Annotated in this window: 17 protein-coding genes; 9 read left to right on the forward strand and 8 right to left on the reverse strand. The window is 64.8% G+C overall.

Annotated features, from left to right (window positions below; translation table 11 throughout):
- Window positions 1–128: 128 nt before the first annotated feature.
- From rpsR to RFN28_RS26485, 3 genes are all read right to left on the reverse strand, one after another.
- Entirely contained in the window at window positions 129–377 is a 249-nt protein-coding gene (gene rpsR / locus RFN28_RS26475) for a 30S ribosomal protein S18 (RefSeq protein WP_006203718.1), read from the reverse strand.
- On the reverse strand, window positions 377–871 hold the full coding sequence (gene rpsF, locus RFN28_RS26480) for a 30S ribosomal protein S6 (RefSeq protein ID WP_320290130.1): 495 nt from the start codon (window positions 869–871) through the stop codon (window positions 377–379). The genes rpsR and rpsF overlap by 1 nt, the downstream gene beginning before the upstream one ends.
- A gap of 366 nt (window positions 872–1,237) precedes the next feature.
- Window positions 1,238–3,160, reverse strand: a complete 1,923-nt coding sequence (locus RFN28_RS26485; protein ID WP_320290164.1) for an LTA synthase family protein — start codon at window positions 3,158–3,160, stop codon at window positions 1,238–1,240.
- Window positions 3,161–3,464: 304 nt separating this feature from the next.
- Between RFN28_RS26485 and fabD the strand changes: the two genes are divergently transcribed.
- From fabD to gmk, 9 genes are all read left to right on the forward strand, one after another.
- Window positions 3,465–4,406: an ACP S-malonyltransferase gene (fabD, locus tag RFN28_RS26490; RefSeq protein ID WP_320290131.1), complete on the forward strand. Its 942-nt coding sequence runs from the start codon at window positions 3,465–3,467 to the stop codon at window positions 4,404–4,406.
- 72 nt (window positions 4,407–4,478) lie between these two features.
- Entirely contained in the window at window positions 4,479–4,700 is a 222-nt protein-coding gene (gene relB / locus RFN28_RS26495; protein ID WP_127864915.1) for a type II toxin-antitoxin system RelB family antitoxin, read from the forward strand.
- The gene (locus tag RFN28_RS26500) at window positions 4,684–4,950 is read left to right on the forward strand and encodes a type II toxin-antitoxin system RelE family toxin (RefSeq protein WP_320290132.1); all 267 of its coding nucleotides are present in this window, start codon (window positions 4,684–4,686) and stop codon (window positions 4,948–4,950) included. The genes relB and RFN28_RS26500 overlap by 17 nt, the downstream gene beginning before the upstream one ends.
- A 39-nt stretch (window positions 4,951–4,989) precedes the next feature.
- Window positions 4,990–5,727 carry a 3-oxoacyl-[acyl-carrier-protein] reductase gene (gene fabG / locus RFN28_RS26505; RefSeq protein ID WP_320290133.1) on the forward strand — a complete coding sequence of 246 codons (738 nt, stop codon included), beginning with the start codon at window positions 4,990–4,992 and terminating at the stop codon, window positions 5,725–5,727.
- 202 nt (window positions 5,728–5,929) lie between these two features.
- Window positions 5,930–6,166, forward strand: coding sequence for an acyl carrier protein (locus RFN28_RS26510; RefSeq protein WP_006203723.1), 237 nt, complete (start codon window positions 5,930–5,932; stop codon window positions 6,164–6,166).
- Window positions 6,167–6,200: 34 nt separating this feature from the next.
- Window positions 6,201–7,463 (forward strand): beta-ketoacyl-ACP synthase II, encoded by a 1,263-nt coding sequence (gene fabF, locus RFN28_RS26515; RefSeq protein WP_320290134.1) that lies wholly within the window; start codon window positions 6,201–6,203, stop codon window positions 7,461–7,463.
- A gap of 166 nt (window positions 7,464–7,629) precedes the next feature.
- Entirely contained in the window at window positions 7,630–8,868 is a 1,239-nt protein-coding gene (gene mltG / locus RFN28_RS26520) for an endolytic transglycosylase MltG (protein ID WP_320290135.1), read from the forward strand.
- Window positions 8,869–9,024: 156 nt separating this feature from the next.
- The gene (locus tag RFN28_RS26525) at window positions 9,025–9,915 is read left to right on the forward strand and encodes a YicC/YloC family endoribonuclease (RefSeq protein ID WP_320290136.1); all 891 of its coding nucleotides are present in this window, start codon (window positions 9,025–9,027) and stop codon (window positions 9,913–9,915) included.
- Window positions 9,916–9,920: 5 nt separating this feature from the next.
- Complete coding sequence (gene gmk, locus RFN28_RS26530) at window positions 9,921–10,595, forward strand: guanylate kinase (RefSeq protein WP_320290137.1); 675 nt, start codon at window positions 9,921–9,923, stop codon at window positions 10,593–10,595.
- 164 nt (window positions 10,596–10,759) lie between these two features.
- On the opposite strand, the gene rsmA is transcribed toward gmk, so the two are convergent.
- The 5 genes from rsmA to lptG all read right to left on the reverse strand — a co-directional run bounded on the left by rsmA (window position 10,760) and on the right by lptG (window position 17,328).
- Window positions 10,760–11,608: a 16S rRNA (adenine(1518)-N(6)/adenine(1519)-N(6))-dimethyltransferase RsmA gene (gene rsmA / locus RFN28_RS26535; RefSeq protein ID WP_320290138.1), complete on the reverse strand. Its 849-nt coding sequence runs from the start codon at window positions 11,606–11,608 to the stop codon at window positions 10,760–10,762.
- A 7-nt stretch (window positions 11,609–11,615) separates the two neighbouring features.
- Window positions 11,616–12,644, reverse strand: coding sequence for a 4-hydroxythreonine-4-phosphate dehydrogenase PdxA (gene pdxA / locus RFN28_RS26540; RefSeq protein ID WP_320290139.1), 1,029 nt, complete (start codon window positions 12,642–12,644; stop codon window positions 11,616–11,618).
- Window positions 12,645–12,724: 80 nt separating this feature from the next.
- Window positions 12,725–13,648, reverse strand: a complete 924-nt coding sequence (locus tag RFN28_RS26545) for a peptidylprolyl isomerase (RefSeq protein WP_320290140.1) — start codon at window positions 13,646–13,648, stop codon at window positions 12,725–12,727.
- Window positions 13,649–13,831: 183 nt separating this feature from the next.
- Window positions 13,832–16,246 (reverse strand): LPS-assembly protein LptD, encoded by a 2,415-nt coding sequence (locus tag RFN28_RS26550; RefSeq protein ID WP_320290141.1) that lies wholly within the window; start codon window positions 16,244–16,246, stop codon window positions 13,832–13,834.
- On the reverse strand, window positions 16,246–17,328 hold the full coding sequence (gene lptG / locus RFN28_RS26555; RefSeq protein ID WP_320290142.1) for an LPS export ABC transporter permease LptG: 1,083 nt from the start codon (window positions 17,326–17,328) through the stop codon (window positions 16,246–16,248). The genes RFN28_RS26550 and lptG overlap by 1 nt, the downstream gene beginning before the upstream one ends.

Genomic DNA, 17,328 nt, shown 5'->3' on the forward strand with positions numbered 1-17,328 from the left:
CCGGTGTCGCTGTCCTGCCTGCCTGGCAGTTAGAGGTTTATGGCCTCAACTCGGGATTTTGAAATAGCCCGTTTGCGGCGCCCGTCGCCGCGGGGTGGAAGCGGGCGGCGAACCGCCCGCTCGAAGTATTAGCGAACCACGTAGGGCAGCAGGCCGAGGAAGCGGGCGCGCTTGATCGCCTTGGCGAGCTCGCGCTGCTTCTTCTGGCTGACCGCGGTGATGCGCGACGGCACGATCTTGCCGCGCTCGGAGATGTAGCGCTGCAAGAGACGAACGTCCTTGTAGTCGATCTTCGGAGCGTTGGCGCCGGAGAACGGGCAGGTCTTGCGGCGGCGGTGGAACGGACGCCGGGTCGGGATCTGGTTGATGTCGACCATTATTCTGCACCCCCTTCAACGTTTTCGCGCGGACGGCGCGGACCACGGTCGCCGCCGTCACGGTCGCCGAACGAACGCGGGCCACGGTCACCGCGGTCGCGGTCGCCGAACGAACGCGGGCCACGGTCGCCGCGGTCGCGATCGCCGAAGCCGCCGCGCTCGGAGCGCTCCTCGCGCTTCTGCATCATCGCCGAGGGGCCTTCCTCATGCGCCTCAACCTTGATGGTGAGGAAGCGCAGCACGTCTTCCGACAGGCCCATCTGGCGCTCCATTTCGTTGAGCGCGGCCGGCGGGCAAGTGATGTCCATCAGCGTGTAGTAAGCCTTCCGGTTCTTCTTGACCCGGTAGGTGAGGGACTTCAGTCCCCAGTTCTCGATCCGGCCGACCGATCCGCCATTGGCGGTGATGACGCCCTTGTACTGTTCGACAAGCGCATCGACCTGCTGCTGCGACAGGTCCTGCCGGGCGAGAAACACATGTTCGTAGAGAGCCATTATGTTTTTCTGCCTTTCTTCGTTTCTCTCACCGGCCCTCGCGGCAAAGCCTCTGCAACTTGTCCGACCCGGTCTTGAAGAGCGGGGAAGAAAGGAGCATCGCGAGACGGTCGAGAGCGGAGACACGGGAGGCCAAAAGCGCTTCTGGCTTCATGACGTGGCCTTCGAAAAGCCACGGCCCTCCGTTCAGCCCCCAGCAAGGACCGGCAGATTGCCGGCGTCTATACAGCAATTCGTGAGGAAGGCAAGGGCGGGAGGTAGGATCGGCAGTCCCACGGTGCCGTAGGGCCAAAAATCTGTGGCGCTCGCGGGAATTGATCGACCCGTTCGCGACGAGTCGACCAATTTTATCGGAACGCGATCCGCTCAGCTCATATGCGCGACGAGCGGGACCACCGTCTCGGGGAAGAAGTCGGACGCGGTATGGCGCTTGCCGAACATCATGTCGTACTGGATCAGCCGGAAATCGTTGATCGCCGGATCGATCTTCTTCTGCCTGGCCCAGTCGGGCGTCGCCTCGCCGGACGGCGACAGCAGAAGGTTGCGGTCGACCACCCGGTAACGCTCGCGCAGCGCGCCGAGGAAACCGGTGTAATAGGGGTGGGTAATCCCGGCCGTGGTGAGGATATGGTAGGGCAGGAAGGCTGGGCTCACCGCGCCCAGCTTCTCGACCGGACCGGAGCGGTTCGACCAGATGATCAGCGGCGTGTCGTGGTGTTCCAGTGCGGCCTCCGGCGTCGGCTCCTTGCGCGGCGCAACATTGTCCTTGAGGAAGCCGGTCTCGACATAGACGGGCCCGAGCGGCGGCAGATGGTCGCCGAAGAAGGCGATGATGGTCGGCCGCTCACGCTTCTTCGCCCACTCGATCAACCGCTGCAGACCGCGATCGGCATCCGCCGAGCCTTCGGCGTAGGAGAGCAGCGATTCCCGCGCCCAGCTGCTGATCGGCGCGTCGACCGTGTGGGTCGGATTGTAATAGCGATAGGGCTCGTATGGCCCGTGGTTCTGCAGGCTGACCGCGAACAGGAACACCGGGTCCTCGCTGGCATCGGCCTCGCGGATGATCTCGTCGGTCATCGCCGCGTCGGAGGCCAGCGGCCCGCGCTTTTCCATCGGCGGCAGCGTCTCTTCCGAGCGGAAGTCGCTGAAGCCGAAATCGGCATAGACGGCACCCCGGTTCCAGAACCAATTGGTGCCGGGATGGATGGCGCGCGCCCGGTAGCCCTCGCTCTTCAGGAAAGTCGCCAGCGACGGCGTCGGCGTGCGCACATATTGCTGGTAGGGGATCGAGCCCGCCGGCAGGAAGGCGTTGGAGAAGCCGGTCAGCGCCTCGAATTCGATATTGGCGGTCATGCCGCCGAATTCCGGTGAAAACATCGAGCCCGAGCGCAGCGCGCGCACCGTAGGGATCGGATCGGGCTTGATGCTGACGCCGGGAAGCTTGGTCGGATCCCAGAAGGATTCGCTCATCACCACGATGATGTCCGGCTTCTCCTCGGGCACCGAGGCGGCGACGTTGGGGCGCGCGATGGCGTCCATCGTCTTCTCGGAATAGCCGGGCGGGGCCGGGACATGCGCCATCGGCACGTTCATCGCGAAGGCCAGCGCGAAGCCGTTGGAGGCGTAATTCTCCTTCTGGTCCCACATGATCGGGATGATCTGCAGCCTGTCGCGCGTCCACGAGAAGGTGGCGTAGTCCATGATCGAGACGAAGAAGGCGAGCAGCGGCACGGCCAGCGTCAGCCGCGCCAGCCGTCCCTTGCGGCTGAGAATCGGCACGCGCCGGCGCCAGTGCCGCCAGCCACAGACGAGCAGCGCGAGGCCGGTGACGATCGCCACCGCAAGCAGCGCCGCCGTCCAGGGGCGCTCGCGCACCAGAAGCGGCATCAGCGCCATGATCTGGCGGGCATAGAGGAAATCGGTCGGATAGAGCGGGTCGCCGAGATAGCGCGATTTCTGGTGACCGACGAAGGCCAGCGCCAGCGTCAGCGGCGCAACGATCATCAGGCTCTGATGGCTGCGGCCGAGTATGGCGTCCAACCCGATCAGCACCAGCGCGAAGACGACGATGGTGGTCCAGCCCGGCTTGAAGGGCTGCAGGAAAAAGTCGACCGTGCCGAAGAAGTTGCCGCGCACGATCCATTCGATGGCAAAGACAAGCAGCGCGGAGACGAGAAGGGTTGCCAGGCCATAGCGTGCGGTCGGCCAAGTTCGCCCCGGCAGGTAGCCGGTGGACGGATCGTCTTCCAGAAACTGCGGCACGGGTCTGGCCGCGCCCTTCCTGATCATTGCCACGTTACTTCCCCCGGCCCCGGCCGCGCGCCTTTGAACTCGCGCCACGCGTCTTCCACTCGCGTCACGCTACTGTCATCGAAATGTCACGCAAAGCTAGCGCCTGCGGCGGAAATAAGAAGAGCCAGCAAACGATTCGTGAGCGGTTTTCATCAGGTGTGATCGTCAAAAAGCCTTTCGGAACAGGGATTCGGGCCGGTTTTTCGGGCGGAAACAGCCGCCGGGCGGGCGCCCTCGGGCTTGACTTGGCCGTCCGCCTTGCGTCAGAGGCAGGAAAAGCAAGCCGCTGGAGACTTAAAAAATGGCCGTCGCATTCACCTTTCCAGGACAGGGCAGCCAGTCCGTCGGCATGGGCAAGGACCTCGCCGATGCGTTTCCCGAGGCGCGCCGCGTCTTCGAGGAAGTCGACGAGGCACTGGGCGAAAAGCTTTCGAAGCTGATCTGGGAAGGGCCGGAAGAGACGCTGACACTGACGGCCAACGCGCAGCCGGCACTGATGGCGGTGTCGCTTGCTGCGCTCAAAGCGCTGGAAACGCGCGGCTTTTCGCTGAAGGACAAGGTGGCTTACGTCGCCGGCCACTCGCTCGGCGAATATTCAGCCCTTGCCGCCGCAGGCTTCGTCTCGGTCGCCGATGCCGCGCGGCTGCTGCGCATCCGCGGCAACGCCATGCAAGCGGCGGTGCCGGCGGGCGAAGGCGCCATGGCGGCGATCATCGGGCTGGAACAGGCCGATGTCGAAGCCGCCTGCGCAGAAGCGGCACAAGGCTCCGTCTGCCAGGTCGCCAACGACAATGGCGGCGGCCAGCTGGTCATCTCCGGCGCTAAGGCGGCCGTCGAACTCGCGGCCAAGCTCTGCACCGAAAAGGGCGCCAAGCGGGCGCTGATGCTTCAGGTCTCCGCCCCCTTCCATTCGGCGCTGATGGCGCCGGCGGCCGAGATCATGCGCGAGGCGCTCGCCGGCGTGAAGAAAACCGCTCCGGTCGTGCCCGTCGTGTCCAACGTCACCGTCACGCCCACAAGCAATCCGGACGAGATCGCTCGCCGGCTGGTCGAGCAGGTCACCGGCCGTGTGCGCTGGCGCGAGACGGTGGAATGGTTCGGCGCCAATGGTGTCGCGACGCTCTACGAAGTCGGCGCCGGCAAGGTGCTGTCGGGCCTGGCGCGGCGCATCAACCGCGATATCGCCACCGCCGCCATCGGCACGCCGGCCGAGGTCGAGACGGCACTGGCGGCGCTAGGCTGAAGCCGTTCCTCCTCGCTTGAATTTTTGGCGCCATAGCGCTACATGAATACATGTATTCACAGGGAGGTCCTCGTGCCGACATCCATCCGCCTGGCGCCTGAAATCGAAGAACGGTTGGACTTTCTCGCCGCCAAGACCGGCCGCAGCAAAGCCTACTATCTGCGCGAACTCATTGAACGTGGGCTCGAAGACGTTGAGGACTACTATCTCGCCGCCGAGGTGCTTGAGCGGATCAGGCGAGGTGAGGAAGATGTCGTGAAGAGCGAGGATTTCTGGCGTGGCCTGGACGCTTGAGTACGCTCGCTCGGCTCGCAAATCTGTCGAAAAACTGGATCCGCAAACCCGCAATCGCATCCGCGATTTCATCGAAAACCGCCTTGCTGTGCTCGACAATCCGCGTGAGTTAGGCAAGCCACTGAAAGGGCCTCTGGCGACTTTCTGGAGATACCGGGTTGGAGACTATCGCGTTATCTGCGATGTGCAGGACAGGCGGCTCGTCATTCTGGTCGTCACCATAGGCCACCGAGGCGACGTCTACAGATAGCCTGATCGCTGAATTGCCCGATCTGAAAGGGGACAAGAAATGTTCGAACTGACCGGCCGCAAGGCGCTCGTCACTGGCGCAACGGGTGGCATCGGCGAGGCGATCGCCAGGATGCTGCACAAACAGGGCGCGATCGTCGGCCTGCACGGAACCCGCGTGGAGAAGCTGGAAGCGCTGGCCGGCGAGCTCGGCGAGCGCGTGAAGCTCTTTCCGGCGGACCTGACGAACCGCGACGCGGTCAAGGCGCTCGGCCAGAAGGCGGAGGCGGACCTCGAAGGCGTCGACATCCTGGTCAACAATGCCGGCATCACCAAGGACGGCCTGTTCGTGCGCATGTCGGACGCCGACTGGGACCAGGTGCTCGAGGTGAACCTCAGCGCCGTGTTCCGGCTCACCCGCGAGCTCACCCATCCCATGATGCGGCGCCGCCATGGCCGCATCATCAACATCACGTCCGTGGTCGGCGTCACCGGCAATCCCGGCCAGACCAACTACTGCGCTTCCAAGGCCGGCATGATCGGCTTTTCGAAGTCGCTGGCGCAGGAGATCGCCACCCGCAGCATCACCGTCAACTGTGTCGCCCCGGGCTTCATCGAATCGGCCATGACCGACAAGCTCAACGACAAGCAGAAGGAGGCGATCATGGCGGCGATTCCCTCCAAGCGCATGGGGACGGGTGCCGAGGTCGCTTCGGCGGTCGCCTATCTCGCCTCCGATGAGGCAGCTTACGTCACCGGCCAGACCATTCATGTGAATGGCGGCATGGCGATGATCTGACCGACTGAGGTCCGTGGGCTGTGAAAACAGCCATTTCGGCTTGGACGCCCGCCTTTTTTCGTGTAATGCGGCCGGCAACCCGGCGGTTCGGGCAAAAACCGGTCCTGTGGCGTTGCGTTTCCCGCAAGACCATCTTTCAGCTTGATTAGCGGCAATCCGCCCGCTAACGAAGACAACACAGTTTAAGACGAGGATGCCCCAAATGAGTGACACCGCAGAGCGCGTCAAGAAGATCGTCATCGAGCATCTCGGCGTCGATGCCGATAAAGTGACGGAGCAGGCGAGCTTCATCGACGATCTGGGCGCGGACAGCCTCGATACGGTCGAACTCGTCATGGCGTTCGAAGAAGAGTTCGGCGTCGAAATTCCCGACGACGCCGCTGAGACCATTCTGACTGTCGGCGATGCCGTGAAATATATCGACAAGGCCTCGGCCTGAGGCCATTCGCCGGCATCACCAGGGAGGACCTGCGATGAGGCGTGTCGTCGTCACGGGCCTTGGCCTGCTTTCACCGTTTGGCATGGGCTTTGAGCACAGCTGGAAGGAACTGCTTTCCGGCCGCAGCGCCGCCCGCCGCGTCACCGAGTTCGAGGTGGACGATCTTGCCTGCAAGATCGCCCACATCGTTCCGCGCGGCGACGGCTCCAACGGCACCTTCAATCCCGAGGCCGTGCTCGAGCCGAAGGAACTGCGCAAGATCGGCGATTTCATCCTCTACGGCATCGCGGCCGCCGACGAGGCGCTGGCCGATGCCGGCTGGAAGCCGGAGACGCATGAGGACCAATGCGCCACCGGCGTGCTGATCGGTTCCGGCATCGGCGGCATCGACGGCATCGCCGAGAACGCGATGATCCTGAAGGAGCGCGGTCCGCGCCGCATCAGCCCGTTTTTCATCCCTGGACAGATCATCAATCTGGTCTCCGGCCAGGTTTCCATCCGGCACGGGCTGAAAGGCCCGAACCATGCAGTCGTCACCGCTTGCTCGACCGGCGCGCACGCCATCGGCGACGCCGCCCGGCTGATCATATGGGGCGATGCCGACGTCATGGTGGCGGGCGGCACCGAGGCGCCGATCACGCGTCTGTCGATTGCAGGTTTCGCCGCGTGTCGCGCGCTCTCCACCGAGCGCAACGATGCGCCCGAGACCGCATCGCGCCCCTATGACCGCGACCGTGACGGATTCGTCATGGGCGAGGGTGCCGGCGTTCTCGTGCTGGAAGAACTGGAGCACGCCAAGGCGCGCGGTGCCAGGATCTATGCCGAGGTCACCGGCTATGGCCTGACCGGCGACGCCTACCATATCACCGCTCCGGCCGAGGACGGCGATGGCGCATTCCGCTGCATGACGGCGGCGCTGAAGCGGGCGAAGCTCTCGCCCGCCGACGTCGACTACATCAACGCGCACGGCACTTCGACCATGGCCGACACGATCGAGCTCGGCGCCGTCGAGCGGTTGGTCGGCAATGCGGCCTCCAAGATATCGATGTCTTCGACCAAGTCGTCGATCGGCCATCTGCTGGGCGCCGCGGGCGCCGCGGAAGCGATCTTCTCGATCCTTGCCATCCGCGACAACATCGCCCCTGCCACCATCAACCTCGACAATCCGGAACGCGAGACGGCGATCGATCTCGTGCCGAACAAGCCGCGTCAGCGCCAGATCGATGTGGCGCTGTCGAACTCCTTCGGCTTCGGCGGCACCAACGCCTCGCTCGTCTTCCAACGCTACAATGGCTGACGAGCCAGCCGGAGCAATTCCAGGAAAAGTGCGCAGCGGCTCTCCGGCCGGGATTGCTCGGAAACTGATAGCTAGCCGGCAGGCACGCCACCTGCCGTCATTTTTGCCAAATTTGTCCCTACGCTTCGGCTAGGGGAATCGTTGCAAGATCAGACGGCAGGGCGCCATGAATACAAATCCGGGCGGCGGCGGGGAATTCGGACAGCGTCAGACGCAAGGCCCGATCGTGCCCAAGACAGCTGCCGAGGCGCTTCGCCCCGAGGCCGGCACGCCGCCGCCGTCGAAGCGCTCGCGTGCGTCGCGCAGCCAGGTCGTCGTGTTCCTGAATTTCTTCCTTTCCGTGGTCATCCTGATCGTGCTCGCATCGGGTGCTGCGCTCTACTTCGGCATGCAGGCTTTCGTCGAGCCGGGTCCGTCCGCCAATGGCGACACCTTCATGGTCAAGCCGAACACCGGCGTGCAGGAGATCGCCGACCAGCTGGAGCGTCGCGGCCTGGTCAGCGATGGGCGCATCTTCAGGCTGGGCGTGCGCGCCACCGGCAATGACTCCGCGCTGAAGGCCGGCGAATACGCCATCAAGCCGCGCGCCTCGATGCGCGACATCATGGAGTTGTTCAAGAGCGGCAAGTCGGTGATGTATTCGCTGACCATTCCCGAGGGGCTGACGGTCGAGCAGGCGCTGCAGCGCGTGGCCGAGCAGGAGGCGCTGACCGGCGACATGCCGGCGGCCAGGCCGCCCGAGGGCAGCATCGCGACCGATACGCTGCGCTTCACCCGCGGCGCCACCAGGCAGCAGATGGTCGACAAGCTGGTCGCTGACCAGAAGAAGCTGGTCGATGACGTTTGGGAGCATCGCGCGCCCGACCTGCCGATCGCCAATATCCAGGACTTCGTCATCCTGGCCTCGATCGTGGAGAAGGAGACGGGCAGGAGCGACGAGCGCTCGCGCGTGGCTGCCGTCTTCCTCAACCGGCTGGCCAAGGGCATGCGGTTGCAATCCGATCCGACCATCATCTACGGCCTGTTCGGCGGCAAGGGCAAACCGGCCGACCGGCCGATCTACCAGTCCGATATCGACAAGCAGACGCCCTACAACACCTATCTGATCAAGGGCCTGCCGCCGACGCCGATCGCCAATCCGGGCCGCGCCGCGCTCGAGGCGGTGGCCAATCCGTCGAAGACGGACGACCTCTATTTCGTCGCCGACGGCAATGGCGGCCATGTCTTCGCAGCGACGCTGGAAGAGCACAACCAGAACGTCGCCCGCTACCGGACGCTGCAGAAGAAGCAGGCGGACGCCGCCGCCAAGGCCTCCGGCCAGACGACGGCGCCGGCCGTTCCCGGCGACAATGCCGGCACCGATTCCGGCGAGAATGGCGACGCGGGCGGTGACGCGGCCCAATAGGCCGCCCGTTGCCGCATCTGTCCCGCCTCCTTTGACGCCGGGCCGTATTCATGTTTTGAGGGGAGCAACCGATGCCCGGCCGAAGGCCCGGCGTCTTGCAAGGGTGCGCATGTTCGGGCAACCGCGTCCGGACCTGCGCCAGGGGTGGTACGTATTATGAACGTGCAGAGCATGACCGGTTTTGCACGTGCCGTCGCCGAACGCGACGGCACGTCGATCGCCTGGGAAGTGAAATCGGTTAACGGCAAGAGCGTCGAGGTGAGGCTGAGGCTGCCGCAAGGCTTCGACCGGCTCGAACCCGCCGTCAGGCAGACCGTGCAGAAGCGCTTCGCGCGCGGCAATTTCCAGGCGACGCTGACCGTCGGCCGCGCCGCCGCGCAGCAGGTTCAGCCGGTGGTCAACGAGGCGTTCCTGAAGGACCTGGCCGGTCTGGCGAGGCGCCTGCAGGAGCAGTTCGGCACCCAGCCGGCGACGGCTGACGGCCTGCTTGCGCTGCGCGGCGTGCTCGACATCCCGGAGACGGTCGAGACCGAGGAAGAGCGCGCCGCCCTCGATGCCGCGATCCTGTCGGCGCTGGACACGGCGCTCGCCGGGCTGGAGATGGCAAGACAGGGCGAAGGCGCCGCGCTGCGCAATCTTTTGTCCGGCCACATCGACGCCATCGAGGCGCTGACGCTGAAGGCCGAGGCCGACCCGTCGCGCGAGCCGGCGGCGATCCGCGAGCGCATCGCCGAGCAGGTCCGCCTGCTGATGGATGCCTCGGCCAATCTCGACGCGGTCCGGCTGCATCAGGAGGCGGCATTCCTCGCCACCAAGGCCGATATTCGCGAGGAGATCGACCGGCTGAAGACGCATGTCGCTTCCGCGCGCGCGCTGCTCGGCAACGGTGGTGCCATCGGCCGCAAGCTCGATTTTCTGGCGCAGGAATTCAATCGCGAATCGAATACCTTATGCTCCAAGTCGAACGCCGCCGCGGTCACCGCGATCGGTCTGGAGCTCAAGGCGGTGGTCGACCAGTTTCGCGAGCAGGTCCAGAATCTGGAGTGACGGGAATGGTTGCCAAGGAACCGACGGCTGCCAGGGATCTGGGGTCCCGCATCCGCCGCCGTGGGCTGATGCTGGTGCTGTCGTCGCCATCGGGCGCCGGCAAGTCGACGATCGCGCGTAATCTTCTGGAAAGCGATTCGAGCCTGGAGCTGTCGGTCTCCGTCACCACCAGGCCGCGCCGCGGCTCGGAGATCGAAGGCGTCCACTACCATTTCCGCACCATGCGCGAGTTCGAGCGGCTGCGCGATTCCGACGCGCTGCTGGAATGGGCCGAGGTGCACGGCAATTTCTATGCGACGCCGCGCGAGCCGGCGGAACAGGCGCTGGCCGAAGGCCGCGACATGCTGTTCGACATCGACTGGCAGGGCGCCCAGCAGCTCAAGGAGAAGATGCGCGCCGACATCGTCTCGATCTTCATCCTGCCGCCCTCGATGAAGGAATTGAAGGCGCGCCTGAAGCGCCGGGCGGAAGACCAGGAATCTGTCATCGAGACCAGGCTGAAGAATGCCCGCGTCGAGATCGAGCACTGGAAGGAATACGATTTCGTCATCGTCAACGACGATCTCGACCGCGCCTTCGCCGAGGTCCGCGCCATCGTCACGGCGGAGCGGCTTCGGCGCGACAGGCGGCCGGGCTTGTTCGACTTCATTTCCGGCTTGCTGGACGAGAAGACGGAGTAGGGCAGCTCTCCTTCTCCCCTTGTGGGAGAAGGTGGATCGGCGCGATAGCGCCGAGACGGATGAGGGGTGTTGGCAGGATCGCCAACGTCTCATTTCTTCCAGCACCCCTCATCCGTCGCCTTCGGCGACACCTTCTCCCACAAGGGGAGAAGGGAAGGGCGTTTCTACACCGCGTTCGTCAACCTTACGAATTCCTCGACGCTGAGCGTCTCGGCTCGGCGCGTCGGATCGATACCGGCGCGGGTGAGCAGCGCTTCTCCCCCCAGGCTTTTCACGCTTTGTCGCAGCATCTTGCGGCGCTGGCCGAAGGCGGCTTCGGTGACGCGGCCCAGTCGTTTGCCATCGGCGGGCAGGGGCGATGCGCGCGGCACAAGATGCACCACCGAGGACGTGACCTTGGGCGGCGGGGTGAAGGCTTGCGGCGGCACGTCGAAGGCGATTCTTGCTTCGGTGCGCCAGCCGGCCAATACGCCGAGGCGGCCATAGGCGTCGCTGCCTGGACGGGCGGTGATGCGCTCGGCCACCTCGCGCTGGAACATCAGCGTCATCGATTGGTAGAAGGGCGGCCATTCGGCCGTCGTCAGCCAGCGGATCAAAAGCTCTGTGCCGATATTGTAGGGCAGGTTGGCCGCGATCTTCACCGGCCCGCCATCCGCCGTGGCTGCAAGCGCGGCGAAATCCGTCTTCAGTGCGTCGCCGGGGATCACCTCGAGGCGGCCGGGATAGTGACTGGAGACCTCGGCCAGCGCCTCCAGGCAGCGCTCGTCGCGCTCGATGGCGACCACCCGCTTGGCGCCGTTGAAGAGCAGCGCCCTGGTCAGCCCGCCCGGGCCGGGGCCGACCTCGATCACGGTCGCCTCGCTGAGATCGCCGGCCGCGCGCGCGATCTTGCTTGTCAGATTGAGGTCGAGCAGGAAATTCTGACCGAGCGCCTTCTTCGCCTGCAGGCCGTGGCGCTCGATCACCTCGCGCAGCGGCGGCAATCCGTCGATGGTCGTGCGCCCCCCGCTCAATCGCACCTCATACGGCTGCCGCCCGGTGGCCGCTGTCGGCAAGCCGGCGCGCGAGCCTCAGCGCCGCAATCAGGCTGTCGGCGCGCGCAATGCCCTTGCCGGCGATGTCGAAGGCCGTGCCGTGGTCCGGCGAGGTGCGGATGAAGGGCAGGCCGAGCGTCACATTGACGGCCTCGTCGAAGGCCAGCGTCTTGGCCGGGATCAGCGCCTGGTCGTGATACATGCACAGCGCCGCGTCATAGCCGGCGCGCGCCCGCGGGTGGAACATGGTGTCGGCCGGCAGCGGTCCGACCGCATCGATGCCTTCGGCTTGAAGCGTCTCGACCGCAGGCAGCACGATGGAAAGATCCTCCGAGCCTATCGCGCCGCCTTCGCCGGCATGCGGATTGAGCCCTGCAATGGCGAGCCGCGGTCGCGCGATGCCGAACCGGGTCTTGAGATCCGCAGCGGTGATGCGGCCGGTGGCGACAATCAGGTCCGTCGTCAGGACCTGCGGCACTTCGGCGAGCGGGATGTGGATGGTGACCGGAACGGTGCGCAGCTCGGGTCCTGCAAGCAGCATCACCGGCGTCACCTCGGCGCCGGTGTGGCGCGACGCCAGATGCGCCAGATATTCGGTGTGGCCGGGAAAGCGGAAGCCGGCATCGTAGAGCGGCTTCTTGGCGATCGGACAGGTGACCACCGCGCCGGCGTGGCCGGCGAGGCAGTCGGCGACGGCGCGGTCGATCGCTTCGATCGTGCCCGCGGCATTGGCCGGGCTCGGTTTTCCGGGACTGTCGAGGTGGCGGGCATAGAGCGGAACGACGGGCAGCGCGCGGGGGAAGTGATGCACTGCCTGTCCGGGCACGGTCTCCATGATCGCGACGTTGGCGCCGATCCCGCGCGCGCGGGCCTCTATCAGGGCCGGATCGGCGAGCAGGTAGAAAGGCGGCACGCCGGCGCCGTCGCCCGCCTGCCAGGCGGCGATGGCGATCTCCGGGCCGACGCCGGAGGGGTCGCCGACGCTAAGCGCCAGTGGCGCGTCGGTTCTGCGCATGTTCATGGCATCCTGCGGGGCGCGGCACCTGCTTCGGCGCAGGGCGGGAGGCTCGAGCCTTGTTCTATCACCTTCTAGGCCTAGCGCTCGACGATCTTGGCCTTCTTGCGCAGTTCGTCGACATATTTCTTGCTGAGCTCTTCAGCATCCTTGTCGTTGCCGCCTTCGGCCTGGAACACCATCTGCGCGGCCTTATCGTCGGAAACCTCGCGCGAGGAGCAGATGCCGATGAACTCGACGCCGCGTTCGGTCTCGCGCGTCGGCGTCGCGCCGCCGACCTTGGTCGCCTTGATCTGCTCGGCCCAGTCGGACGGCAATTGCGGCGCCAGCACGCGGCCGAGATCGCGCACCGTGACATCGATCAGCCCCTTGGCGAATTCGCGCGTGGTGTTGCAGCCGTTGAAGCGGGCGCGCATGGCATCGGCCTCGCGCTTGCGCTTGGCAAGCGTCGCGGCGCGCTCGGAGGCCGGCACCACGAAGATGACCTGCTGCAGCATGTACTCCATGGCGGTCGGCTTGGAGCCGCCCTTGTCGAGCATGCGGCGGACCGCGTCCTGCTCGGTCACCGACCCGCCCTCGCCGGAGCGGTAGCGCGCGCCGAGCGCCTGGTTCCAGGCCATCTGCGCGCGGATGAATTCCTTGAAATGCTCCTTGGTGACGCCCGATTGCGACATGATCGCGTCGAGCTTGGCCAGCGGCATCTTGTTGTTGGAAGCAAAACGCTGATAGGCGGCATCGACCTGCTGGTCGGTGATGCGGATGCCGAGCCGCTTGGCCTCGGCAAGGCGCAGCGTCTGGTCGATCATGTCGTGCGCGGCATCGCCCTTCTTGTGCTGCAGCTTGAAGAATGCGGCGCGGTGCGCGATGTCGCCGGTGGTGATCGGTATGTTGTTGACGACATATTTGATCTGGCTGGCGAACGCCGGCGGCGTCATCGCCGTGACAGAAACCGAGGTCGCCGCCACCAGCAGCGCGAATCCTGCCGAAAACAGGTATTTCCTCATCTCACCTTCCCAATTCTTACCCGCCCCAGAAGGGTAGATGCCATGCCGGCTCTATGCGGCGAAACGATGTCGCCGCCGCCTGACCCGGAGAATCGAACCCATTTTCGAAGGAACGCGCACCAAATCAAGCTTTCGCGGCGTCCCGCGCGCTCGAATCGATGCGCGGCGCCCGGCTGCTCCCGCTTACTGGATCGTGTCGACGGCGGCGGTCGACGTGCCGAAATCGCCGAGCGTGCGGAACGACAGGTTGAAGCCGATATTCTGCGACACTTCCTTGGTTCTGCTGTCGCGAGTTTGCGAGAACGTCATCACATAGGTGAAGCAGGAATCGTTGTACGCGAAGCCGACGCCATCCTTGACCAGGACTGCATCCTCGATGTCGTAGGTGCCGGTGCCGAAGACGCGCCAGTTCTCGGCCAGATGCGTCGAGGCGCCGAGCGTGAGCTCGTGGCGGTCCGTGGTGAAGCCGTAAAGCGGCTGCGCTTCGATGAAGGCGTATTTGGCGCTGAGCGAGACCGGCAGGCCCGAATAGGCAGCCTTGATCTCCGCGCGCCGGACCTCGAAGGTCTGCTCGTCGAAACGCCCGCTGAGCGAGCCGGAGAAGCCGCTCGGGCTGTTGAAGCCGACAAGGCCGACATAGTCGGAAGATCGCTTGTCCAAGCCGGAATCGCTCCCGACATTGACGAGATCGGGTGCGGCGAACGAGTTCTCACCCGCGAGCTGATAGGACTGGCCGAAAATGGCGTTGGTGGCCCAGCCATTGTCGTAGGCGCCGGAATAGCGGAAGCCGACATTGGCGCGGGTACCGCCTTCTATGCGATCGTAGCCCGAGAACTTGTCGCGTTCGAAAAGCGTGGTGGCGTCGAAGACGAAGCTCTGCGCGTCTTCGTTCGGAACCGCGAGCCCGCCGACATATTGCTCGTTCGGGCGCACGAAGACCTGCGCCGTCGGCTCCAGTATGTGGCTGGAGCTCGGCATCGAAAACAAAAGCGGCCAGCGCATCTCCAGGCCGAGCGTCGCCATGTAGCGTGCCAGCGATGAACGCATGTCGACGTCGTCGCCGAGATTCGACGCCATCTGGTTGACGGCGGCCAGCGAGGCGGAAGTCTGCGAGTTGTATCCGGTGTCGCCACGCAATGCGAGCAGCGGCGTCAGCTGCAGGCCGCCGTCGGTGGTGAAGGTGCGCTTCCATTCAGCCTCGGCGGTAAGCCGGCTGGACTGGCCCTCCAGGCCGCGTACATTGTTGATGGAGGTCGCATCGCCGCTGTCGGCCAGCACGGCGTCGAGCCGGTTGCGGCTGATGACGCGCGCGTTCACGTTGAGCGACAACTGGCCGCCGGCCACCGACATGTCGGGTATATAGGCGTAGTCGAACGACGGCAGCACCCAGGGCTGCTTGGCGGAGCGCGCCGTCGGGTCGCTGGACAGCGTGTCTTCCTGCACCTCGAAGCGCATTGCGCGCACGTCGAAATAATTGCGGTCGCTCAAGCCCGTCAGATAGATCGAGGACTGGTGGACGAGGGCGTTGTAGCCTTCGAGATTGTAAGTGCGCGAGAAGTTCTTGTCGGTCTGCAGCAGCACGTCCCAGCCGAAATTCCAGCGCTCGTTGATGGCGAACTGGCCCTTGGTGCCCATCATGCCGCGGAACTTGTTCGGATCACCGGGCTCGCCGGAATCGACGGTGAAGCGACCGTCCTTGGCGATGAAGGCGTCCGGATCCTGCTGCTGGATGCCGGCGATCTTCAGGCTGTATTCGCCATTGTTGAAGCGCTGGCGCCATTCGGCCTCGCCGAGGAAGCCCTGCTTGGTGTAGCCGCTGCCGGTGACGGTCAGGTCGTAGGTCGGCGAGAGCGCGAAATAATAGGGGACTTTGACGCCGACGCCGAGATGGGTGTTGTAGACGATACCCGGGATCAGGAAGCCGCTCTTGCGCTTGACCGTCGGGTCGGCGATCTCGAAGGCCGGCAGATAGGCGAGCGGGAAGCCGAAGAACTCGAAATTCGCGTTCTCGAAGCGAACCGTCTTCTTCTCGCCGTTCCAGATGATCTTCCGCGCCTTGACGCGCCAGGTCGGCGCCTTGTCCGGCTTGTCCTCGCAGGGCTCGCAGGCGGTATAGACGCCGTTGTGGAACGTCGTCAGCACGCCGCCCATGCGCTCGGCGCTCTCGGACGCGAAATAGGCGTCGTTGACGGTCTGGACGCGCAAGGCGTTGACGAAGCCGTCGGCGAAGTCGTCGGTGATGTCGATATGGTCGGTATTGATCTTGGTGCCGTCGCTGTTGATGAGCTCGACGGCGCCGCTGGCGACAAGCCGCTTGGTGTCGCGGTTGTACTCGACGCGCTGGGCCACCAGCTTGTTGCCGCCATAGTCGATCTGCACGCTGCCGACGGCGGTCACGGTATGATTGTCGTTGTTGTAGACCAGCGTATCCGCGGCCAGCAGCATCTGCGTGCCGGACGGAACGGGCTTCGCCGTGATAGTCTGTGCTAGCGCCGGTGCCGACGGCACCACGCAAGCGAACAGACATGCCAAGGCGGTCGCCCCATAAAGGCGTGCCAATCCGGCCTGCCTATGGCTGCGCAACCCAGCCTCCCTCACTAGCCGTCTTCCTTGTATAGCAGGAAAGTCACCCCGAAGAACATAGCCACGACAACCGGAACCCATGCAGCCACCATTGTAGGCACGAATCCGGCGACCCCGAATGCCTTGACCAGTACCGAAACGACATAAAGCAGAAAGCCGGCCAGGACGCCACCCAGAATCATCGTCGCCGACTGCCCCATCCGCGCAAATCTCATTGAAACTGTTGCCGCAATCAGCGTCATGGCGACGAGGAGGAACGGCAACGCCACCAGCGAATCAAACTGCATGGCGAAGGCATTTGCCTTGAGGCCGAAGGAACGGGCAACCTCGATCTTGCCGGGCAGCTCGTAGAAGGGAATCGTTTCCGGGCGCGCCAGCCGCTCCTGCACGAATTCCGGCTTGAGGTTGGTCGGCACGCGGTCGGAAGCCACGGGACGGATGGAGCCGTCCTTGAACACCTTCACGTCCTGCAATTCCCAGTAGCCGTCGCGCAGGAATGCGTGCGCGGCATCCTTGCGCTCGACGATGTTGCCCTGCTGGTCGAGGACGAAGAACACCGCGTCCGCCATCTCCAGGCCCTGGTTGAGGATGGCGCGGGCGCCGATGATGGTGTCGCCCGAACTGGTCTTTTGCCTCAGCCACGGCGTCGCATCGGGGGCCACGGCGTTCGATTTGCCGGCCTTGAGCTGGTTTTCCATCTGCTCGGACCAGGAAAAGCCGTGCGCGGCGATCGGGTTGAGCACGCCGACCGACAGCAAGCCGAACATCAGCGCGCCGACGCAGCACGGGAACAGGAACTGCCACGCCGAAACGCCGGCCGAGCGCGCGATGACCAGCTCGTAGCGGCGGTTGAGCGACACCAGCGTCGCCATCGCAGAGAACAGTCCGACGAACGGCACTGTCTGCAGCATGATCATCGGCATTCTCAGCGCCGAAATGGCGAAGGCGGTGGTGTAGGTGAAGCCCGGCAGCCCTGTCGTGCGGCCCGAAAGCTCGGTGAAATCGATCAGGAACACCAGCGCCAAAAGGCCGAGGAAGAACCAGATGGTGATCGTCACATAGCGAAAGAAAAAATAGCGGCCCAGCGTCCAGCCCAT

The sequence above is a fragment of the Mesorhizobium album genome (assembly GCF_033977205.1).
Lineage (GTDB): Bacteria > Pseudomonadota > Alphaproteobacteria > Rhizobiales > Rhizobiaceae > Mesorhizobium > Mesorhizobium album.